Raw genomic sequence first — 21,894 nt, forward strand, 5'->3', positions numbered from 1 at the left:
CGGCAGGGCACCCGGCCGGGGCGCCGGCACTGCTAGACTGACCGAGCGACCGTCCCGGCGCAGGCCGGGGACAGCAAGTGGAGTCCCGCTCCCACCGTTGGCCAGACCGGCTCAACGGTCCGGTCATCGGCACCTCGTGGTGTCGGTTCTGCGTACGACGCAGGCGGCTGCCACCGCGACCGGTCGGCACAGGGCCCTGCTGATGCAGGGCCTTTTTCGCTGATGGCGTGGTATTCCGGGCGCTGGATCCGGCACGGCCGGTCGCGACCGGAAACCAACCCTCCCGGCGAGGACGCGGGCCGCTCAGCGGCCCGGGGAGCAGCCGGGTCATCGAACCCAGGAGGTCCCATCAGCACTGAGACCCGCGTCAACGAGCGCATCCGCGTACCTGAAGTCCGGTTGATCGGGCCAGGAGGAGAGCAGGTAGGCATCGTGCGGATCGAAGACGCGCTCCGCGTCGCCGCGGACGCCGATCTCGACCTTGTCGAAGTCGCTCCGAACGCCCGGCCGCCGGTCTGCAAGATCATGGATTACGGCAAGTTCAAGTACGAGGCGGCGCAGAAGGCGCGCGAGTCTCGCCGAAACCAGCAGCAGACCGTCGTCAAGGAACAGAAGCTGCGCCCCAAGATCGACGACCACGACTACGAGACCAAGAAGGGCCACGTGATCCGATTCCTGGAGGCGGGCTCGAAGGTCAAGGTGACCATCATGTTCCGCGGACGCGAGCAGTCGCGGCCCGAGCTGGGGTACCGGCTGCTACAGCGGTTGGGTGCCGACGTCGCCGACTACGGATTCGTCGAGACGTCGGCCAAGCAGGACGGCCGCAACATGACGATGGTGCTGGCGCCGCACCGCGGCGCGAAGACCCGCGCCAGGGCGGCGGAACAAGCCGGCGGGCCCCCCGGCCGGCCGGTGAGCGACGACGACACCGAACCGACTGATTGACAGCAGAACTGAGGACACATGCCCAAAACCAAGACCCACAGCGGAGCCGCGAAGCGGTTCCGCCGCACCGGTACCGGAAAGGTCCTGCGGCAGAAAGCGAATCGCCGGCACCTGCTCGAGCACAAGCCGACCACCCGCACCCGCCGGCTGGCGGGCCGCACCGCCGTGTCGGGACATGACACCAAGCGGGTCAACAGGATGCTGAACGGCTGACCGGCACCCGCGACAACCAGGAGCCGGCACAACCACTCGACGATAGGAACATCCATGGCACGCGTGAAGCGGGCGGTCAACGCCCAGAAGAAGCGGCGCACCATCCTGAAGGCCTCACGGGGCTATCGTGGGCAGCGGTCCCGCCTGTACCGCAAAGCCAAAGAGCAGCAACTGCATTCGCTGAACTACGCGTACCGCGATCGGCGTGCGCGCAAGGGTGAGTTCCGCAAGCTGTGGATCTCGCGGATCAACGCGGCGGCCCGCGCCAACGACATCACCTATAACCGGCTGATTCAGGGCCTCAAGGCGGCCGGCGTCGAGGTCGACCGCAAAAACCTCGCCGAGATCGCGGTGAGCGACCCGGCGGCGTTCACCGCGCTGGTGGAGATCGCCCGCGCGGCACTGCCCGAGGACGTCAACGCGCCCTCGCCCGAGGCTGCCTAGCCGTTCGTCCGGGTGCTCACCGAACGCTCGGCGCGGGTGGCGGCAGCGGTCAGGTTGCATCGCCAGCCGGCCCGGCGGCGCGCGCAACGGTTCCTGGTTGAAGGCGCCCACCTGGTCGAGGCTGCGGCGCGGCGCGACCTGATCCGCGACGTCTTCGTCACCGAGGCGGCGGCCGAGCGGCACGCGGCCCTGCTCGCCGGCCAGGACGCGCCGGTGCACCTGGTCACCGAGCGTGCCGCAAAAGCACTGTCGGACACGGTGACTCCGACCGGTTTGGTGGCCGTCTGCGACATGCCGGCCCACCGTCTGCAGGACGTGCTGATCCACCTGCCGCCGCTGGTGACGGTGGCGGTCGAGATCGGCGAGCCGGGTAACGCGGGCACGCTGATCCGCATCGCCGATGCCATGGGCGCGGCGGCGGTGATCCTCGCCGGCCACAGCGTCGACCCGTACAACGGCAAATGCCTGCGCGCCTCGGCCGGCAGCATCTTCTCCGTCCCGGTCGTGGTCGCGCCGGTGATCGCCGAGGTGCTGGCGGCGTTGCGCGCCGCGGGGGTGCAGGTGCTGGCCACGACGGTGGACGGCGAACTGTCGCTCGACGACGCCGAACTCGCGGTGCCGACGGCATGGCTGTTCGGGGCGGAGGCACACGGTCTGCCCGAACACGTCGCCGCAGCCGCCGACCACCGGGTGAGCATCCCGATGTCGGGTGGTGCGCAGAGCCTCAATGTGGCCGCCGCCGCGGCGATGTGCCTCTACCAGAGTGCGCGGGCGCAGCGCGGCGGCGCACTGCGTTAGGCGGCGGTGCCGCGGCGCGGCGCTCGCCGGCCGACCAACGCGAAAGTGCTGTGCACCGGGGGTCAGGCCACCGAACGTGAAGCCCTTGCGAAAAATCCGGCCAATTGTCGCAACGGCTTCACGTTCGGTGCGGCCGGGCTGAACAAGATCGACCCACACGCCTCGTTAGTCACATCTACCTGCCTGTGCTGCAGACCTGGTGACAAAAACATGATCCCGACGAACCTATGAGCGCGACCGCTAGGCCTCAAATAAGCGAGGTGCCGCGGCGCGGCGCTCGCCGGCCGACCAACGCGAAAGTGCTGTGCACCAACGATCCGGCGCGCTCGATCAGCGTTTTCTGCGGCGGGAAGTAGTGCATCGGCAGCCCGTGCCGGTCCCGGGGTGGCGCCATGAATTGCGGCGCCTGCACCAGCGGCGCGTCGGCCGGGGCCCGTCCCGCCGCCCGGCGGTAGGCGGCCAGCGCGCGGGGATGCAGCCGGATCTCGTCGGGCACCGCCACGAAGGCCAGCTCGACCAGTTTGCCGAACAGCCGCAGCAGCACCTCGTCGCCGGGTGTCCACCGCATCCCGGCCTTCTCCCGCACCGGCGGATCGAACAGACCCGCCGCGATCCAGCGCTGGCCGGCCATCCACGGCTTGAACAGCTGGTCCCACAGCGGCGTGGGCATCAGCACGAATTTCGGTTTGGGAATTCGCATCTGCAGGACGTCGAGGGTGGCCTGGTTGACCTCCAGCTGCTCGCGGCAGACCCGGTCCCAGTACTGCTGAAAGTCCTCCCACGACGCGGGCACCGGACGCATGCTCATCCCGTACATCGCGTACCACCGCACGTGCTCGTCGAACAGCTGGCGTTTCTCGGCCTCGGTCAACCCGCCGCAGAAGTACTCGGCGACCTTGACCACCAGCATGAAAAACGTGGCGTGCGCCCAGTAGAACGTCTCGGCGTTGAGCGCGTGGTAGCGGCGGCCGGCCGCGTCGACGCCTTTGATGGTGTCGTGGTACCGCTTGATCTGCTGGCCGGTCTGCGCCGCCCGGTCACCGTCGTAGACCACACCCATGATCGGATACACCGAGCGGGCCACTCGCTGCAGCGGCTCGCGCAGCAGGATCGAATGCTCCTCGACCCCGGCACCCAGTTCGGGGTACATGTTCTGGATCGCGCCGATCCACACACCCATCAGCCCGGTCCGCAGGTCACCGAAGTACTTCCAGGTCAGCGAGTCCGGACCCAGCGGATCCGCGGCGGGCGCAACCGGAGACGCCGGAGTCGCCGTGCTCGTCGCGGCCTGCTCGTCACGACTGGTCACGACTGCAACGATAGCCGTGACAACATACGTTGTCGACGATTTCGGCGCGTGCCGCGACCGTCGTTGCCGGGCTCTCGGGCCAGCACCTACGCTGGGCGGCGTGGAACTCGGGCCGCCTCCGGAGTCCGGCGAGCCCGAGCATGTGACGGCCGTGCCGGCTCCGGTTACCTCGCGACGACGGGGGTCGGCGCAGGCGGCGATGGACTGGCTGCGCACCACAAACCACAGCCCGGCCGTGGTGGAACTGGTCCGGCGAGCGCGGCGGGTGTTGCCGGGCGACCCCGACTTCGGCGATCCGCTGTCCACCGCCGGCGAGGGTGGTCCGCGTGCCGCAGCGCGCGCCGCGGACCGGCTGCTGCGGGACCGCGACGCCGCGTCGCGCGAACTGAGCCTCGGCGCGCTTCAGGTGTGACAGGCGGTGACCGAGGCGGTCGCGCGGCGGCCGGCAAACCCCGAGGTCACCCTGGTTTTCACCGACCTGGTCGGGTTCTCGACGTGGTCGCTGGAAGCCGGAGACGACGCCACCCTGACGCTGCTGAGGCAGGTGGCGCAGGTGGTCGAACCGCCGCTGCTGGACGCCGGCGGGCACATCGTGAAGCGGATGGGTGACGGCATCATGGCGGTGTTCACCCACCCGCTCGTCGCCGTGCGCGCCGCGGTGACCGCCCAGCGCGCGGTGCGATCGGTCGACGTGGCCGGGTACACGCCCCGGATGCGGGTGGGCCTGCATACCGGGCGCCCGCAGCGGCTGGCCGCCGACTGGCTCGGCGTCGACGTCAACATCGCGGCCCGGGTGATGGAACGCGCCACCCGGGGCGGCGTCATGGTGTCCGGGGTCACACTGGACAAACTTGCCCAGACGGATCTGGACGCGTTGGGAGTCGTCGCCAAACGGGTGCATCGACCCGTTTTTGCAGCCAAAACACCCGGCCTTCCGCCCGATCTGGCGATCTACCGGCTCAAAACAGTCAGGGAATTCCCAGGGACAGACGATGCGCAACCCGTGGAGCCTTCGGCATAGTGGGGGCCGATGCTCATCGCCTTCATGTCCCGACTGGCCCGGGTGCGGTTCACGGTCGGCTACGCCTCGATACTGGCAGCGGTCAGCACCGCGCTGGTCGTTCTCGGTCCGCGGGTGCGGGCCGAGGTCGTGCGTGACGCCAGCACCAACCTGCACAACCTGGCACACGGGAACCTGGGCAGCCTGTTCGGCAGCGCGTTCGTCACCGACGCGGGCCCGATCTACGTGTGGTTGCCCGGTCTGATGTGTCTGCTCGCCCTGGCCGAGCTGATCTGGTGCAGCGGCCGGCTGACCGTCGTCTTCGTGACCGGACACCTGGGCGCCACGCTGGTGGTCGCGGCCGGTCTGACCACCGCCGTCAAGCTCGGCTGGATGCCGCTGTCGATCTCGCGGGCCAGCGACGTCGGGATGAGCTATGGGGCCGTTGCGGTGCTGGGTGCGCTCAGCGCCGCTGTTCCGCGTCGGTGGCGCCCGGCGTGGCTAGGCTGGTGGGTGCCGGTCGGAATTACGGCCGCGGTTGTGGGCACGGATTTCACCGACGCCGGGCATTCCGTCGCGTTGCTGCTGGGGATGCTGGTGTCCACCCGGTTCGGCCAGCGGCCGGCGAGCTGGACGACGGCGCGCTACCTGATGCTCGCGGTGGCCTCGGTTTTCGGGTTCTTCTTGCTGAACCACACCGGCTGGGCGGTGCTGGTCGGGGTCGGGGCGGGGGCAGTGGGTGCCGTGGCCGCCGACCGGTTCACACGGTCGCGGCGGGTGCGCCGCGAGCTCCCGGCGCCCGCCGCAGCGGCTGCGGTGCCGGCGCTCAACTGCTGAGCGCCGAGCAGCCGCGTCGGGTGCGTCGCGCGGCATATCACCGCCTATGATCGGCACGTGCGGCACAGCCGTCCGGCGTAGCTCGGCGATGACGCGGGCTGTGCAGCGGCTCGACGAGGAGCCGGGAACGCACACCCCCGCCGCCAGCCAGTGCAGCAAGGCCGTCAGTACAGCAAGGAGAGTGTCGCCGCGTGGCCGACCAGTCCGTCGACCTGTCGCCGGAGGCGTTGACCACTGCGGTCGACGCGGCCCGGCGGGCCTTCACGGCGGCGGCGGACCTCGACGCGCTGGCCCGCGCCAAAACCGAGCACCTGGGCGACCGCTCGCCGCTGGCCCTGGCCCGCCAGTCGCTGGCCCGCCTGCCCCCGGCTGAGCGCGCCGACGCCGGTCGCCGCGTCAACACCGCCCGCGCCGCGGCCCAACGTGGTTACGACGAGCGGCTGGCGGCGCTGCGCGCCGCGCGGGACGCCGCGGTGCTGCTCGCCGAGCGGATCGACGTGACGTTGCCGTCGACCCGGCAGCCGGCCGGCGCGCGTCATCCGATCACGATCCTCGCCGAGCACGTCGCCGACACCTTCATCGCGATGGGCTGGGAGCTGGCCGACGGGCCCGAGGTCGAGACCGAGCAGTTCAACTTCGACGCCCTGAACTTCCCGGCCGACCACCCGGCGCGCAGCGAGCAGGACACCTTCTACATCGCCCCGGCGGGGTCCCGGCAGCTGCTGCGCACGCACACCTCGCCGGTGCAGGTGCGCACCCTGCTGGCCCGCGAGCTGCCGGTCTACGTCATCTCGATCGGGCGTGCCTTTCGCACCGACGAGCTCGACGCCACCCACACGCCGGTCTTCCACCAGGTGGAGGGGCTCGCGGTGGATCGGGGCCTGACGATGGCGCACCTGCGCGGCACGCTGGACGCGTTCGCCCGCGCCGCGTTCGGACCGTCGGCGGCGACCAGGATCCGGCCGCACTTCTTCCCGTTCACCGAGCCGTCCGCCGAGGTCGACGTGTGGTTCGAGGACAAAAAGGGCGGCGCCGGCTGGGTGGAGTGGGGCGGCTGCGGCATGGTGAACCCGAACGTGTTGCGCGCCGCCGGCATCGACGCGGCGGCGTACTCGGGTTTCGCGTTCGGGATGGGGCTGGAACGCACCCTGCAGTTCCGCAACGGCATCCCCGACATGCGCGACATGGTCGAGGGCGACGTGCGGTTCTCGCTGCCGTTCGGAGTGGGAGCCTGATGCGCGTCCCGTACAGCTGGCTGCGCGAGGTCGTCCGTGCCGGCGCCTCGGACTGGGACGTGCCGCCCGCCGAACTCGCGGAGACGCTGCTGCGCATCGGCCACGAGGTCGAGGAGGTGATCCCGCTCGGCCCGGTCGACGGGCCGCTCACGGTCGGACGCGTCACCGAGATCGAGGAGCTCACCGAGTTCAAGAAACCCATCCGCGCCTGCCGAGTCGACGTGGGGGAGGCTGAGCCGCGCGAAATCATCTGTGGTGCAACAAACTTCGTAGCGGGTGATCTGGTGGTGGTGGCGCTGCCCGGCGCCATGCTGCCGGGCGGGTTCACCATCACCGCACGCACGACCTACGGTCGCAGCTCCGACGGGATGATCTGCTCGGCGGCCGAACTCGGTGTGGGCGCAGACCATTCCGGCATCCTGGTGCTGCCGCCGGGCACAGCCGAGCCCGGCGTCGACGCGGTGCGGCTGCTCGACGTCGACGACGTGGTCTTCCACCTGGCCATCACCCCCGACCGCGGCTACTGCATGTCGGTGCGCGGCCTGGCCCGCGAGATCGCCTGCGCCTACGACCTCGACTTCGTCGACCCCGCTGACGTGGCGGCGCTCCCGGCGACCGGCCAGGCCTGGCCGCTGGCGGTGGACCCCGCCACGGGGGTGCGCCGGTTCGCGCTGCGCCCGGTCACCGGCATCGACCCGGCCGCGGTGTCGCCGTGGTGGCTGCAGCGACGGCTGCTGCTCTGCGGTGTCCGGGCGATCTCGCCGGCGGTGGACGCGACCAACTACGTGATGCTCGAACTCGGTCACCCGATGCACGCACACGACCGCACGCGGATCACCGGCGGCCTGCAGGTGCGATTCGCCCGGCCCGGCGAGACCGTCGTCACCCTCGACGACACCGAGCGGCGGCTCGACCCGGCCGACGTGCTCATCGTCGACGACGTGGCGACCGCGGCCATCGGCGGGGTGATGGGCTCGGGCAGCACCGAGATGCGCGACGACTCCACCGACGTGTTGCTGGAGGCCGCGGTCTGGGATCCCGCCGCGGTGTCGCGCACCGCACGCCGGCTGCACCTGCCCAGCGAGGCCGCCCGCCGCTTCGAGCGTGCCGTCGACCCGGCCATCTCGGTGGCCGCGCTGGACCGCTGCGCCATCCTGCTCGCCGCCATCGCCGGCGGCACCGCGGCGCCGGCGCTCACCGATTGGCGCGGCGATCCGCCGACCGGCGACTCGGTCGCCGATTGGGCCGGGCCGCCGATCGAGATCGCCGCCGACCTGCCGGACCGCACCGCCGGGGTGAGCTACCGGCCCGGCACCACGGCCAGGCGGCTGACCCAGATCGGCGCGGTGGTGACCGCTGACGACGGCATGCTGACCGTGACACCGCCGAGCTGGCGACCCGACCTGCTGCAACCCGCCGACCTGGTCGAGGAGGTGCTGCGGCTGGAGGGCCTGGAGCGCATCGGGTCGGTGCTGCCGGCGGCGCCGGCGGGCCGCGGGCTCACCGCGACGCAGCGGCGGCGCCGCGCGGTGAGCACGGCGCTGGCGCTGTCCGGCTACGTCGAGATCGTCCCGACGCCGTTTCTGCCCGCCGGGGTGTTCGACGCGTGGGGGCTGCCCGCCGACGACCCGCGGCGCAGCACCATCCGGGTGCTCAACCCGCTGGAAGCCGACCGGCCCGACCTTGCCACCACGCTGCTGCCGGGCCTGCTGGAAGCGTTGGGGCGCAACGTGTCCCGCGGCATCGTCGACGTCGCGCTGTTCGCGATCGCGCAGGTGGTGCAGCCGACCGAGCGCACCCGCGGCGTCGAGCCGATCCCCGTGCACCGCCGTCCCACCGAGGCCGAAATCGCGCTGCTGGACGCGTCGCTGCCACGCCAGCCGCAACATGTGGCCGTCGTGCTGACCGGGCTGCGGGAGCTGCGCGGGCCGTGGGGCCCCGGCCGGGCTGTCGAAGCCGCCGACGCGTTCGAGGCGGTGCGGATCATCGTCCGCGCCGGCGGGGTCGACGTGGTGCTGCGGGCCGCCGAGCACCTGCCGTGGCATCCAGGCCGGTGCGCCGAGGTGGTCGTCGGCCAGACGGTGGTCGGCCACGCCGGGCAATTGCATCCCGCGGTGATCGAGCGCTGCCAGCTGCCCGGGGGCACCTGCGCGGTGGAGTTGGACCTCGACGCCATGCCGATCGTCGAGGTGCTGCCGGCGCCGCGGGTGTCGCCGTTCCCGGCGGTATTCCAGGACGTCAGCCTGGTGGTGGACAGCGACGTTGCGGCGCAGGCGGTGCGCGACGCCGTGCGCGACGGCGCCGGCGAGTTGCTGGAGGATGTCGCGCTGTTCGACGTCTACACCGGCCCGCAGGTCGGGGCGGGCCGCACCTCGCTGACGTTCGCGCTGCGGTTCCGGGCGCCGGATCGCACGTTGACCGAGGACGAGGCCAGCGCGGCGCGCGACGCCGCGGTGCGCTGCGCCGCCGAGCGCGTCGGCGCCGTGCTCAGGCATTGACAGGCGAATCAGCCGTCATGCATGTGCATTGGGATGAATTTGCACAAAAATGAATAGTCATACAAAATGACGGGCATGACCCTGCAGGTGGCGGTGGCCGGCGCCAGCGGCTACGCGGGCGGTGAAATCCTGCGGCTGCTGCTCGGGCACCCCGCCCACACCGACGGGCAGCTGATGATCGGCGCCCTGACCGCGGCCGCCAGCGCCGGCAGCACGCTGGGCGAACACCATCCGCACCTGATGCCGCTGGCCCAGCGGGTGCTGGAGCCGACCGAGCCCGACGTGCTGCGCCGACACGACGTGGTTTTCCTGGCCCTGCCGCACGGGCATTCGGCGGCGCTGGCCGAACAACTGGGTGAGCACACGCTGGTCGTGGACTGCAGCGCCGACTTCCGGCTGACCGACCCGGCCGCGTGGCAGCGGTTCTACGGCTCGCCGCACGCCGGCAGTTGGCCCTACGGGCTGCCCGAGCTGCCGGGCGCCCGACAGCGGTTGCGCGGCGCTCGCCGCATCGCGGTGCCGGGCTGCTATCCCACCGCGGCGCTGCTGGCGCTGCTGCCGGCGGTCGCCGCCGACCTCGTCGAGCCGGCCGTCACGGTGGTCGCCGTCAGCGGCACCTCCGGCGCCGGACGCGCCGCGACGACCGACCTGCTGGGCTCGGAGGTCATCGGCTCGGCGCGGGCCTACAACATCGCCGGCGCGCACCGGCACACCCCGGAGATCGTCGCCGGGTTGCGGGCCGTCACCGACCGCGATGTCACGGTGTCGTTCACCCCGGTGCTCATCCCGACGTCGCGCGGCATCCTGGCCACCTGCACCGCGCCTACCCGCTCGCCGCTGTCGCAGCTGCGGGCCGCATACGAAAAAGCCTACGAAAGTGAGCCTTTCGTGTATGTGCTGCCCGAAGGGCAGCTGCCCCGCACCGGCGCGGTGATCGGCAGCAACGCCGCACACATCACCGTCGCCGTCGACGAGGACGCCGCGACGTTCGTCGCGATCGCCGCGATCGACAACCTGGTCAAGGGCACCGCCGGCGCCGCCGTGCAGTCGATGAACCTGGCGCTGGGCTGGCCGGAGACCGCCGGGCTGCCGGTGGTCGGGGTGGCGCCGTGACGTTGCTGCGCACCCAGGGCGTGACGGCCCCGGAAGGCTTCCGCGCCGCCGGGATCGCCGCCGGCATCAAGGCATCCGGGGCCCTGGATCTGGCGCTGGTGTTCAACGAAGGCCCCGATCACGCGGCCGCCGGCGTCGTCACCCGCAACCAGGTCAAGGCCGCACCGGTGCTGTGGACCCGCCAGGTGCTCAGCACCGGACGGCTGCGGGCGGTGATCCTCAACTCCGGCGGCGCCAACGCCTGCACCGGCCCGGCCGGCTTCGCCGACACCCACGCCACCGCCGAGGCCGTCGCCGCCGCGCTCTCGGACTGGGGCACCGAAACCGGCGCCATCGAGGTCGCGGTCTGCTCCACCGGGCTGATCGGCGACCGGCTGCCGATGGACAAGGTGCTCGCCGGCGTGGCCGCGGTGGTGCACGCGATGGCCGGCGGGCTGTCCGGCGGGGACGAGGCCGCCCGCGCCGTCATGACCACCGACACCGTGCCCAAACAGGTTGCCCTGCACCATCCGGGCGACTGGACGGTCGGCGGGATGGCCAAAGGCGCCGGCATGCTGGCGCCGTCGCTGGCCACCATGCTGTGCGTGCTGACCACCGACGCCGTCGCCACCCCGGACGCGCTCGACTCGGCGTTGCGCCGCGCCGCCGCCGCGACGTTCGAGCGCCTCGACATCGACGGCTGCTGCTCCACCAACGACACCGTGCTGCTGCTGGCCTCCGGCGCCAGCGAAATCGCGCCCAGCCACACCGATCTCGACGATGCCATCAGGCGGGTCTGCGACGACCTGTGCGCCCAGCTGCAGGCTGACGCCGAGGGCGTCACCAAGCGCGTCACCGTGACCGTGACCGGGGCGGCCGACGACGACGACGCGCTGGCCGCAGCCCGGCTGATCGCCCGCGACAGCCTGGTCAAGACTGCGCTGTTCGGTTCCGACCCGAACTGGGGGCGGGTGCTCGCCGCGGTCGGGATGGCGCCGTTCACGCTGGACGCCGACCGGATCACGGTGTCGTTCAACGGTTCCGCGGTGTTCGCCGACGGCGCCGGGACACCGGACGCGCGTCGGGTGGACCTCTCGGGTGCCGACGTCGACGTCACCGTCGACCTCGGCCTGGGCGACGGCCGGGCGGCGCTGCGCACCACCGACCTGTCGCACGGCTACGTCGACGAGAACTCGGCCTACAGCTCATGAGCAGCGCAGTTCCCACCGACGTCAAGGCGCAGGTGCTCGCCGAGGCGCTGCCGTGGCTCAAGCAACTGCACGGCAGGATCGTCGTCGTCAAGTACGGCGGCAACGCGATGACCGACGACACGCTGCGGTGCGCGTTCGCCGCCGACATGGCGTTCCTGCGCAACTGCGGCATCCACCCCGTTGTGGTGCACGGCGGCGGGCCGCAGCTCACCGCCATGTTGACACGGCTGGGCATCGCCGGGGATTTCAAGGGCGGCTTTCGGGTGACGACACCCGAGGTGCTCGACGTGGCGCGGATGGTGCTGTTCGGGCAGGTGGGCCGCGAACTGGTCAACCTGATCAACGCGCACGGCCCCTACGCCGTCGGGATCACCGGTGAGGACGCGCAGCTGTTCACCGCGGTGCGCCGCCGGGTCACCGTCGACGGTGTGGCCACCGACATCGGCCTGGTCGGCGACGTCGAGCAGGTCAACACCGCGGCGGTGCGCGATCTCATTGCGGCAGGGCGTATCCCGGTGGTGTCGACGCTGGCGCCGGACGCCGACGGCGTGGTGCACAACATCAACGCCGACACCGCCGCCGCGGCGCTGGCCGAAGCGTTGGAGGCCCAGAAGCTGTTGATGCTCACCGACGTCGACGGCCTGTACACCCGCTGGCCGGAACCGGATTCGCTGGTCAGCGAGATCGACACCGGTGCGTTGGCGGAGCTGCTGCCGACGCTGCAGACCGGCATGATCCCCAAGGTCGAAGCCTGTCTGCGCGCCGTCGCCGGCGGCGTGCCCAGCGCGCACATCATCGACGGCCGCGTCAAGCACTGCGTGCTGGTCGAGTTGTTCACCGACGCGGGCACCGGCACGAAAGTGGTGAACCCGTGAACCTGCAGGACCGGTGGGCAGCGGTGATGATGAACACCTACGGCACCCCGCCGCTGGCGTTGGTCAGCGGTGACGGCGCGGTGGTGACGGACACTGAGGGCCGGCAATACCTCGATCTGCTCGGCGGCATCGCGGTCAACGTGCTCGGCCACCGCCACCCGGCGGTGCTCGAGGCGGTCACCAATCAGCTTTCGACGTTGGGTCATACGGCCAACCTGTATGCCACCGAACCGGGTATCGCGCTGGCCGAGGCCCTGGTCGATCACCTCGGGGCGCAGGCCCGGGTCTTCTTCTGCAACTCGGGAGCCGAGGCAAACGAGGTGGCATTCAAGATCAGCCGACTGACCGGGAAGACGAATATCGTTGCCGCCCAAGGTGCTTTCCACGGCCGGACGATGGGGTCGCTGGCGCTGACCGGCCAGCCGGACAAACGGGCGCCGTTCGAACCGCTGCCGGGCAGGGTCACCCACGTGCCCTATGGGGACGTCGATGCCCTTGCCGGGGCTGTCGATTCGACCACCGCGGCGGTGTTTCTGGAACCGATCATGGGGGAGGGCGGCGTCGTCGTGCCGCCCGCCGGTTACCTGGCCGCGGCCCGGGATATCACCGCGCGGCACGGCGCACTGCTGGTGCTCGACGAGGTCCAGACCGGGATGGGACGCACCGGAACGTTTTTCGCGCACCACCACGACGGGATCACCCCCGACGTGGTGACGCTGGCCAAGGGGCTCGGCGGCGGCCTGCCTATCGGGGCGTGCCTGGCGGTGGGGGCGGCCGGTGACCTGTTGACGCCGGGCATGCACGGCAGCACCTTCGGCGGCAACCCGGTCTGCGCCGCGGCCGCGTTGGCGGTGCTGCGGGCGCTGGCCGACGGCGACCTGGTGCGCCGCGCCGGCATGCTGGGAAAGTCGTTGAGCCACAGCATCGACGCGCTGGACCATCCCCTCGTCGACCACGTCCGCGGCCGCGGTCTGCTGTGCGGGGTGGTATTGACTGCGCCGACAGCGAAAGATGTCGAGCACGCCGCGCGCGAGGCCGGTTTCCTGGTCAACGCCGCCGCACCCGGGGTCGTGCGGTTGGCGCCGCCGCTGATGATCACCGAGCAGCAGATCGACGCCTTCGTCACCGCGCTGCCCGACATCCTCGACACCGCCGGGGGCGCGCCATGATCCGGCACTTCCTGCGCGACGACGACGTGTCACCGGCCGAGCAAGCCGAAATCCTCAGCCTGGCAGCCGAACTGAAGAAAGACCCGCTGAGCCGCCGCCCGCTGGCGGGGCCGCGCGGGGTCGCGGTCATCTTCGACAAGAACTCCACCCGCACCCGGTTCTCCTTCGAGGTGGGCATCGCCCAGCTCGGCGGCCACGCGGTGGTGGTGGACGGACGCAGCACCCAGCTGGGCCGCGACGAAACCCTCGCCGACACCGCGAAAGTGCTGTCCCGGTATGTCGAGGCGATCGTGTGGCGCACGTTCGGCCAGGACCGGTTGACGGCGATGGCCGCGGCCGCGACGGTGCCGGTGGTCAACGCGCTGTCCGACGAGTTCCATCCCTGCCAGGTGCTGGCCGACCTGCAGACCATCGCCGAGCGCGCAGGCCGGCTGCGCGGCCTGCGGCTGTCCTACTTCGGCGACGGCGCCAACAACATGGCGCACTCGCTGCTGCTCGGCGGTGTCACCGCCGGCATGCACGTGACCATCGCCGCTCCCGGCGAATTCGGCCCGTCCCGGGCGGTGCTGGCGGCCGCCCGCGAGCGCGCCGCGGCGACGGGTGCGTCGGTGACGGTGACCGCCGACCCGCACGCGGCAGCAACCGGCGCCGACGTGCTGGTCACCGACACCTGGACGTCGATGGGCCAGGAGGACGACGGGCGCGACCGGGTGGCGCCGTTCCGGCCGTTCCAGCTCAACACCGGGCTGCTGGCCATGGCGAACCCGGAAGCGATTGTGCTGCACTGCCTTCCGGCCCATCGGGGTGACGAGATCACCGACGAGGTGATGGACGGTCCGCACAGCGCGGTGTGGGACGAGGCGGAGAACCGGCTGCACGCGCAGAAAGCGCTGCTGGTGTGGCTGTTGGACCGGTCCCGGTGACGCGGTCGAAGCCCTCCGCAGAGGTCAGCCGCGCGGGACGGCAGGCCCGGATCGTGGCGGTCCTCGCGTCGGCGTCGGTGCGCAGCCAAAGCGAACTGGCCGCGCTGCTGGCCGCCGACGGCATCGAGGTCACCCAGGCCACGCTGTCCCGCGATCTGGAAGAACTCGGCGCGGTCAAGCTGCGCGGCGCCGAAGGCGGCGCCGGCGCCTACGTGGTACCCGAAGACGGCAGCCCGGTGCGCGCAGTCACCGGAGGCACCGGCCGGCTGTCGCGGCTGCTGGGCGAGCTGCTGGTCGCCGCCGACGCCACCGGCAACCTCGCGGTGCTGCGCACCCCGCCCGGCGCGGCCGACTACCTGGCCAGCGCCATCGACCGGGCGGCGCTGCCCTACGTCGTCGGCACCGTCGCCGGCGATGACACCATCTTCGTGGCGGCTCGCGAGCCGATGACCGGCGCCGAGCTGATCGCCGCCATCAGAAACCTCAGCTAAGGAGAGTGGTTCATGTCTGAGCGCGTCATCCTCGCCTACAGCGGCGGGTTGGACACCTCGGTGGCGATCAGCTGGATCGGCAAGGAGACGGGCCGGGAGGTGGTGGCGGTCGCGATCGACCTGGGTCAGGGCGGTGAGGACATGGAGGTGGTGCGCCGGCGCGCACTGGACTGCGGCGCCGTCGAAGCCGTCGTCGTCGACGCCAGAGACGAATTCGCCGACAGCTACTGCCTGCCGACCGTCCAGTCCAACGCGCTCTACATGGACCGCTACCCGCTGGTCTCGGCGATCAGCCGGCCGCTGATCGTCAAGCACCTGGTGGCGGCGGCGCGTGAGCACGGCGGCGGCATCGTCGCGCACGGCTGCACCGGAAAGGGCAACGACCAGGTCCGCTTCGAGGTCGGATTCGCCTCGCTGGCACCGGATCTGGAGGTATTGGCGCCGGTGCGCGACTACGCGTGGACGCGCGAGAAGGCGATCGCGTTCGCCGAGGAGAACGCCATCCCGATCAACGTCTCCAAACGCTCGCCGTTCTCGATAGACCAGAACGTGTGGGGCCGCGCGGTGGAAACCGGTTTCCTGGAGCATCTGTGGAACGCCCCGACCAAAGACGTCTACTCCTACACCGAAGATCCGACCCTCAACTGGAACACCCCCGACGAGGTGGTCGTCGGGTTCGAGCGCGGCGTGCCGGTGACCGTCGACGGCAAGCCGGTGTCGGTGCTGGGCGCCATCGAGGAACTCAACGGCCGCGCGGGCGCGCAGGGCGTGGGTCGGCTCGACGTCGTCGAGGACCGGCTGGTCGGCATCAAGAGCCGCGAAATCTACGAAGCCCCGGGGGCGATGGTGCTCATCACCGCGCACACCGAACTCGAGCACCTCACCCTCGAACGCGAACTCGGCCGGTTCAAGCGGCTCACCGACCAGCGCTGGGCGGAGCTGGTGTACGACGGATTGTGGTACTCCCCGCTGAAGAGCGCGCTGGAGAGCTTCGTCGCCGCCACCCAGGAGCATGTGACCGGCGAGATCCGAATGGTGTTGCACGGCGGGCATATCGCCGTCAACGGCCGGCGCAGCGCCGAGTCGCTGTACGACTTCAACCTCGCGACCTACGACGAGGGCGACACCTTCGACCAGTCCGCAGCCAAGGGTTTCGTCCATGTGCACGGCCTGTCGTCGAAAATCGCGGCCCGCAGGGACGAACGGGCGATCGCAGCAGCCCGCGAGGAGGTGCCGGGCAAGGATGCGGCGCGGCGTGACCCGAGCGCCGGAGGAACATGAGCACCAACGAGGGATCGTTGTGGGGTGGGCGCTTCGCCGCCGGTCCCGCCGATGCGCTGGCCGCGCTGAGTCGCTCCACCCACTTCGACTGGGCGCTGGCGCCGTACGACATCGTGGCGTCGCGGGCGCACACCCAGGTGTTGTTCTCCGCCGGTCTGCTCACCGCGGAGCAGCGCGACGGGCTGCTGGCCGGGCTGGACAGCCTCGGCGACGACGTGGCCGACGGCAGCTTCGGGCCGCTGGTCACCGACGAGGACGTGCACGCCGCGCTGGAACGGGGCCTGATCGACCGGGTCGGGCCGGACCTGGGCGGCCGGCTCCGGGCCGGCCGATCACGAAACGACCAGGTGGCCACGCTGTTTCGGATGTGGCTGCGCGACGCGATGCGCCGCGTCGGCGCCCACGTGCTCGGCGTCGTCGACGCGCTGGCGACTCAGGCCGCCGCGCACCCGGAGGCCGTCATGCCCGGCAAGACGCACCTGCAGTCCGCCCAGCCGATCCTGCTGGCCCACCATCTGCTCGCGCACGCCCATCCGCTGGTGCGCGACGTCGAGCGGCTGGTGGACTGCGACGGGCGCACGGCGGTGTCGCCGTACGGCTCGGGTGCGCTGGCCGGGTCGTCGCTGGGCCTCGACCCGGACGCGATCGCCGCGGAGCTGGGTTTCACCGCGGCCGCCGAAAACTCCGTCGACGGCACCGCGGCAAGGGATTTCGCCGCGGAGGCGGCGTTCGTTTTCGCGATGATCGGCGTCGACCTGTCACGTCTGTCCGAGGACATCATCATCTGGAGCTCGACGGAATTCGGCTACGTCAGGCTGCACGATTCGTGGTCGACCGGCAGTTCGATCATGCCGCAGAAGAAGAATCCCGACATCGCCGAGTTGGCCCGCGGCAAGTCGGGCCGGCTGATCGGAAACCTGGCCGGGCTGCTGGCCACGCTGAAGGCCCAGCCGTTGGCCTATAACCGTGACCTGCAGGAGGACAAAGAGCCGGTGTTCGACTCGGTGGCGCAGCTGGAACTGGTGCTGCCGGCGATGGCCGGGCTGGTGGGCAGCCTGACGTTCGACGTGGAACGGATGGCCGCGCTGGCGCCGGCCGGCTACACCTTGGCCACCGATATCGCCGAATGGCTTGTGCGTCAGGGTGTCCCGTTCCGCGACGCGCACGAGGCCGCGGGCGCGGCGGTGCGCGTCGCCGAGCAGCGCGGCGTCGGGCTGGAGGACCTCACCGACGACGAGTTAACCGGTGTTCATCCGCAGCTCACCGCCCCGGTCCGCGACGTGCTGACCGTGCAGGGCTCGGTAGCCGCGCGCGACGCCCGCGGCGGCACCGCGCCGAATCGGGTCGCCGACCAGCTGGGCCGAGTCCGCCACAGCGCCGAACAGCTGCGCCGGTGGGCGCGCGGCTAGCCGGCCGGGCGCTGGTTACGGCCCCCAGATCATCAGGTCTTCGATGCCGTTGTTCATGGTGACCGTGGTGGGCGGTGGGCCGGTGACGTCGAAGTAGATCTTGCCGGTCGACTCTGCGCCTTCGGGGATGGTGGCTCCGCTGATCGAGTCCGGCGCCGCGACCTGCCACAGCACCCGGTAGGCGGCCTGGTTGGGGTCGACGGCGTTGAACTGCGAGATGGCCGGAGTCACGCTGCCCTGGATGGCATGCACGGTGGCGGTGGCCTCCCAGACCTGGCCGGCGACCGGGAAGTCGGGCATCGTGTCGGAGCTGGGCCGCAGGTCGGCGACCTTCCAGGACAGGACAACCTGGCCGACCGTGTCGGTCATCTGCAACGTGCTGCCCAGTGTGCCCACAATGGGGTAGGCCGCTGCGGCGCTTGGTGCGACGCTCGTCGCGATCGTCGCCGTGGCCAGCGCCGCCAGCGCCGTCTTCATGATGGTGATGATTTTCATGGTGTCCTCCGGACTCGTGCGGACGATGCCGTCACGACGACGACGTAACGACGACCGTCACGACGACCCAGTGACGTATAACCCGATGTACAGCCGGGTAACCATCGCAGCCCCGTAGAGATTCCCGGGCGTCGCGCCGCGCGCATGCCGCCGGCCCGTCCTGAGCCCAGGTTGCCAAAGCCGTGGGTCCGGTGCTGGTGGTGTGCCAGAATGTGCGGGTCAACAGGGGAGCGACGGTGGACCTTCATCTTTCAGCGGTCACGCGGCCGGTCGAGCGTCTGCTGGCGACGGCGCAGAACGGTCTGGAGGTCTTGCGGCTGGGCGGTCTGGAGACCGGAAGCGTCCCGTCGCCGTTCCAGATCGTCGAGAGCGTGCCGATGTACAAGCTTCGGCGCTACTTCCCGCCGGACAGCCGGCCCGGGCGGTCGCGGGTGGGCCCACCGGTGCTGATGGTGCATCCGATGATGATGTCGGCGGACATGTGGGACGTCACCCGGGAGGAAGGCGCGGTGGGCATCCTGCACGCCGGCGGGCTGGACACCTGGGTGATCGACTTCGGCTCGCCCGACCAGGTCGAGGGCGGCATGCGCCGGAACCTGGCCGACCACATCGTGGCGCTGAGCAACGCGATCGACACGGTGAAGAACAGCACCGGCCAGGACGTGCACGTCGTCGGCTATTCGCAGGGCGGCATGTTCTGCTATCAGACTGCGGCGTATCGGCATTCGAAGAACATCGCCAGCATCGTGACGTTCGGCTCCCCGGTCGACACCCTGGCCGCGCTGCCGATGGGCATCCCGGCGAACATGGGTGTCGCCGTCGCCGATTTCATGGCGGACCATGTCTTCAACCGCCTTGCTATCCCAGGCTGGCTGGCGCGCACCGGTTTTCAGATGCTCGATCCGCTCAAGACCGCCAGGGCCCGGGTCGACTTCCTGCGCCAGCTGCACGATCGCGAGGCGCTGCTGCCACGGGAACAGCAACGCCGATTCCTCGAGTCCGAAGGCTGGATCGCCTGGTCCGGCCCGGCGATCTCGGAACTGCTCAAGCAGTTCGTCACCCACAACCGGATGATGACGGGCGGTTTCGCCATCAGCGGCCAGCTGGTGACATTGACCGACATCACCTGCCCGGTGCTGGCGTTCGTCGGCGAAGTCGACGACATCGGCCAGCCGGCGTCGGTGCGCGGCATCCGGCGCGCCGCACCCAACGCCGAGGTGTACGAATCTCTGATCCGGACAGGCCATTTCGGGCTGGTCGTGGGATCCAGGGCGACGCAGCAGAGTTGGCCCACCGTCGCCGAGTGGGTGCATTGGATTTCCGCCGGCGGCGACAAGCCGGGAAACGTCGAGCTGATGGCCGACCAACCGGCCGAACCCACCGACAGCGGTGTCGCGTTGAGCTCGCGGGTGGCACACGGCGTCGGGGAGGTGTCCGGGGCGGCGCTGGCGCTGGCCCGCGGCGCCGCCGACGCGGTCGTGGCGGCGAACAAGTCCATGCGCACCCTGGCGGTGGAAACCGTCCGGACGTTGCCGCGCCTGGCCCGGCTGGGCCAGATCAACGACCACACCCGGATCTCGCTGGGCAGGATCATCGCCGAGCAGGCCCAGGACGCGCCCCGGGGCGAGTTCCTGCTCTTCGACGGACGGGTGCACACCTACGAGGCCGTGAACCGGCGCATCGACAACGTGGTGCGCGGCCTGATCGAGGTCGGCGTCCGCCAGGGTGACCACGTCGGCGTGCTGATGGAGACCCGGCCCAGCGCCCTGGTCGCCATCGCCGCGTTGTCCCGGCTGGGGGCGGTCGCCGTCCTGTTGCCGCCGGACACCGATTTGCCCGCGGCGATCCGCATCGGCGGGGTCACCGACATCATCGCCGACCCGTCCACCCTGCAGACCGCGCGCCACCTGCCCGGCCACATCCTGGTGCTCGGCGGCGGGGAAACCCGCGACCTGCACCTGCCGCAGGGCGCCGACATCATCGACATGGAACAGATCGACCCCGATGCGGTGCGGCTGCCGGGCTGGTACCGGCCCAACCCGGGGTTCGCGCAGGATCTGGCGTTCGTCGCGTTCAGCGCCGTCGACGGCGAGCTGGTGGCCAAGCAGATCACCAACTACCGCTGGGCGCTGTCGGCGTTCGGCACCGCCTCGGCCGCCGTGCTGGGCCCCAGCGACACGGTCTACTGCCTGACGCCGCTGCACCACGAGTCCGGTCTGCTGGTCAGCCTGGGCGGCGCGGTGGTCGGCGGGGCCCGGATCGCGCTGTCGCGGGGTCTTCGCCCGGACCGGTTCGTCGCCGAAGTGCGCCAATACGGCGTCACCGTGGTCTCCTACACGTGGGCGATGCTGCGCGACGTCATCGACGACCCGTCCTTCGTGCTGCACGGCAACCACCCGGTGCGGCTGTTCATCGGCTCGGGGATGCCGACCGGGTTGTGGCAGCGGGTCCTCGACGCGTTCGCGCCGGCGCGTGTCGTCGAGTTCTTCGCCACCACCGACGGGCAGGCGGTGCTGGCCAACGTGTCCGGCGCCAAGATCGGCAGCAAGGGCCGGCCGTTGCCCGGCGCCGGGCGCGTCGAACTGGGCTGCTACGACGCCGAGCACGACCTGATCCTGGAAAGCGACGAGGGCTTCGTCCAGGTCGCGGGAACCAACCAGGCCGGGGTGCTGCTGGCCCAGCCGCGCGGACCGATCGATCCGACCGCCGCGGTCAAGCGCGGCGTGTTCGCGCCCGCCGACACCTGGATCTCGACGGAGTATCTGTTCCGCTGCGACGACGACGGCGACTACTGGTTGCTGGGACGGCGCGGATCGGTGGTGCGCGGCGCGCGCGGGATCGTGTACCTGGAGCCGATCACCGACGCGCTCGGCCTGATCCACGGGGTCGACCTCGCCGTCACCTACGCGGTGCCGGTGCGCGGCCACCACGTCGTGGTGTCGGCCGTGACGCTGCGGCCGGGAGCGAGCATCACGGCGGCCGAGCTGACCGAGGCGATGGCGAACCTGCCGCTGGGACCGGGACCCGACGTCGTGCACGTGGTGTCGACGATGACGCTCAGCGCCACCTATCGCCCGACGGTCAGCCGACTGCGGGCGGCGGGCATTCCCAGGGCGGGGCGCCACGCCTGGTACTTCGACGCCGCCACCGATCAGTTCAGCCGGTTGACGAGCACGGCGCGGGCGGCGCTGACCGCCGACCACGACCGGGCGCTGCCGTGATCGACGAAACGCTGCGCAGCATCCTGGTCTGCCCGTCCGATCGCGGACCGCTGCTGCTGGTCGGCGACGAGCTGCTGTACAACCCTCGGCTGCGGCGGGCCTACCGCATCGACGACGGCATCCCGGTCCTGCTGGTCGACGAGGCCCGCGACGTCGACGACGACGAGCACGCCCGGCTCATGGCGCACGCAGTTCGGGAAGATCCCCGGTGAGGTAGCGCTGCAGGTTCGGCGCGATGGTCGCCGCGATCTGCTCGGCCGGCAGCGTGGCGAACGGCTCCAGCCGCAGGATGTAGCGGGCCATCACCACGCCGACCAGTTCTGACGCGACGAATTGGACGCGGATGGGTCCGCTCCCGGGCGGGCTGTCCACGCGCGAACCCACCTCGACGGCGATCACTTCTTGGCTGTGGACCGCGGCGGCCACCGCCCGAATCGACGTCGTATTA

Annotated in this window: 19 protein-coding genes and 2 pseudogenes; 18 read left to right on the top strand and 3 right to left on the bottom strand. The window is 70.9% G+C overall.

What is annotated here, in order from left to right; translation table 11 throughout:
- Nucleotides 1–348 precede the first annotated feature (348 nt).
- The 4 genes from infC to ABDW21_RS05420 are packed head-to-tail and all read left to right on the top strand — an operon-like array spanning nt 349 to nt 2,400.
- The gene (gene infC / locus ABDW21_RS05405) at nt 349–945 is read left to right on the top strand and encodes a translation initiation factor IF-3 (protein WP_343710171.1); all 597 of its coding nucleotides are present in this window, start codon (nt 349–351) and stop codon (nt 943–945) included.
- Nucleotides 946–963: 18 nt separating this feature from the next.
- The gene (rpmI, locus tag ABDW21_RS05410; RefSeq protein ID WP_343600611.1) at nt 964–1,158 is read left to right on the top strand and encodes a 50S ribosomal protein L35; all 195 of its coding nucleotides are present in this window, start codon (nt 964–966) and stop codon (nt 1,156–1,158) included.
- A gap of 54 nt (nt 1,159–1,212) precedes the next feature.
- Nucleotides 1,213–1,602 (top strand): 50S ribosomal protein L20, encoded by a 390-nt coding sequence (rplT, locus tag ABDW21_RS05415; RefSeq protein WP_343710169.1) that lies wholly within the window; start codon nt 1,213–1,215, stop codon nt 1,600–1,602.
- Nucleotides 1,603–1,614: 12 nt separating this feature from the next.
- Nucleotides 1,615–2,400, top strand: coding sequence for an RNA methyltransferase (locus ABDW21_RS05420; protein WP_343600613.1), 786 nt, complete (start codon nt 1,615–1,617; stop codon nt 2,398–2,400).
- 247 nt (nt 2,401–2,647) lie between these two features.
- Here ABDW21_RS05420 and ABDW21_RS05425 read toward each other — a convergent pair whose 3' ends face one another.
- Nucleotides 2,648–3,634: an oxygenase MpaB family protein gene (locus tag ABDW21_RS05425; RefSeq protein WP_343600629.1), complete on the bottom strand. Its 987-nt coding sequence runs from the start codon at nt 3,632–3,634 to the stop codon at nt 2,648–2,650.
- A gap of 274 nt (nt 3,635–3,908) precedes the next feature.
- Here ABDW21_RS05425 and ABDW21_RS05430 point away from each other — a divergent pair.
- From ABDW21_RS05430 to argH, 12 genes and pseudogenes are all read left to right on the top strand, one after another.
- Nucleotides 3,909–4,730 (top strand): annotated as a pseudogene (locus ABDW21_RS05430) (adenylate/guanylate cyclase domain-containing protein).
- Between the two features lie 9 nt (nt 4,731–4,739).
- A complete protein-coding gene (locus ABDW21_RS05435) occupies nt 4,740–5,546 on the top strand; it encodes a rhomboid-like protein (protein WP_343600614.1) in 807 nt (268 codons plus the stop codon).
- A gap of 191 nt (nt 5,547–5,737) precedes the next feature.
- Nucleotides 5,738–6,781 carry a phenylalanine--tRNA ligase subunit alpha gene (gene pheS, locus ABDW21_RS05440; protein WP_343600615.1) on the top strand — a complete coding sequence of 348 codons (1,044 nt, stop codon included), beginning with the start codon at nt 5,738–5,740 and terminating at the stop codon, nt 6,779–6,781.
- Nucleotides 6,781–9,279 (top strand): phenylalanine--tRNA ligase subunit beta, encoded by a 2,499-nt coding sequence (gene pheT / locus ABDW21_RS05445; protein ID WP_343600616.1) that lies wholly within the window; start codon nt 6,781–6,783, stop codon nt 9,277–9,279. Before pheS ends, pheT begins: the two co-directional genes overlap by 1 nt.
- A 66-nt stretch (nt 9,280–9,345) precedes the next feature.
- Complete coding sequence (argC, locus tag ABDW21_RS05450; protein WP_343600617.1) at nt 9,346–10,392, top strand: N-acetyl-gamma-glutamyl-phosphate reductase; 1,047 nt, start codon at nt 9,346–9,348, stop codon at nt 10,390–10,392.
- Entirely contained in the window at nt 10,389–11,582 is a 1,194-nt protein-coding gene (gene argJ, locus ABDW21_RS05455) for a bifunctional glutamate N-acetyltransferase/amino-acid acetyltransferase ArgJ (protein WP_343600618.1), read from the top strand. The genes argC and argJ overlap by 4 nt, the downstream gene beginning before the upstream one ends.
- The gene (gene argB, locus ABDW21_RS05460) at nt 11,579–12,457 is read left to right on the top strand and encodes an acetylglutamate kinase (protein ID WP_343600619.1); all 879 of its coding nucleotides are present in this window, start codon (nt 11,579–11,581) and stop codon (nt 12,455–12,457) included. The genes argJ and argB overlap by 4 nt, the downstream gene beginning before the upstream one ends.
- A gap of 26 nt (nt 12,458–12,483) precedes the next feature.
- A complete protein-coding gene (locus ABDW21_RS05465; protein ID WP_343600630.1) occupies nt 12,484–13,626 on the top strand; it encodes an acetylornithine transaminase in 1,143 nt (380 codons plus the stop codon).
- Nucleotides 13,623–14,549, top strand: coding sequence for an ornithine carbamoyltransferase (argF, locus tag ABDW21_RS05470; RefSeq protein ID WP_343600620.1), 927 nt, complete (start codon nt 13,623–13,625; stop codon nt 14,547–14,549). Before ABDW21_RS05465 ends, argF begins: the two co-directional genes overlap by 4 nt.
- Nucleotides 14,546–15,040 (top strand): arginine repressor, encoded by a 495-nt coding sequence (locus ABDW21_RS05475; RefSeq protein ID WP_343600621.1) that lies wholly within the window; start codon nt 14,546–14,548, stop codon nt 15,038–15,040. Before argF ends, ABDW21_RS05475 begins: the two co-directional genes overlap by 4 nt.
- 12 nt (nt 15,041–15,052) lie before the next feature.
- Nucleotides 15,053–16,321: an argininosuccinate synthase gene (locus ABDW21_RS05480; protein WP_343600622.1), complete on the top strand. Its 1,269-nt coding sequence runs from the start codon at nt 15,053–15,055 to the stop codon at nt 16,319–16,321.
- Complete coding sequence (gene argH, locus ABDW21_RS05485) at nt 16,318–17,730, top strand: argininosuccinate lyase (protein WP_343600623.1); 1,413 nt, start codon at nt 16,318–16,320, stop codon at nt 17,728–17,730. The genes ABDW21_RS05480 and argH overlap by 4 nt, the downstream gene beginning before the upstream one ends.
- Nucleotides 17,731–17,745: 15 nt before the next feature.
- On the opposite strand, the gene ABDW21_RS05490 is transcribed toward argH, so the two are convergent.
- On the bottom strand, nt 17,746–18,225 hold the full coding sequence (locus ABDW21_RS05490; RefSeq protein WP_343600624.1) for an MPT63 family protein: 480 nt from the start codon (nt 18,223–18,225) through the stop codon (nt 17,746–17,748).
- Between the two features lie 236 nt (nt 18,226–18,461).
- Between ABDW21_RS05490 and ABDW21_RS05495 the strand changes: the two genes are divergently transcribed.
- Both ABDW21_RS05495 and ABDW21_RS05500 read left to right on the top strand, forming a co-directional pair.
- Nucleotides 18,462–21,446, top strand: coding sequence for an acyl-CoA synthetase (locus ABDW21_RS05495; RefSeq protein WP_343600631.1), 2,985 nt, complete (start codon nt 18,462–18,464; stop codon nt 21,444–21,446).
- Nucleotides 21,443–21,658, top strand: a complete 216-nt coding sequence (locus ABDW21_RS05500; RefSeq protein ID WP_343600625.1) for a Trm112 family protein — start codon at nt 21,443–21,445, stop codon at nt 21,656–21,658. Before ABDW21_RS05495 ends, ABDW21_RS05500 begins: the two co-directional genes overlap by 4 nt.
- Here the strand turns inward: ABDW21_RS05500 and ABDW21_RS05505 are convergent.
- Nucleotides 21,624–21,894, bottom strand: a pseudogene (locus tag ABDW21_RS05505) (hypothetical protein); the annotation flags it as partial. The gene ABDW21_RS05500 and the pseudogene ABDW21_RS05505 overlap by 35 nt on opposite strands.

The sequence above is a fragment of the Mycobacterium sp. genome (assembly GCF_039583805.1).
Taxonomy (GTDB): Bacteria; Actinomycetota; Actinomycetes; order Mycobacteriales; family Mycobacteriaceae; genus Mycobacterium.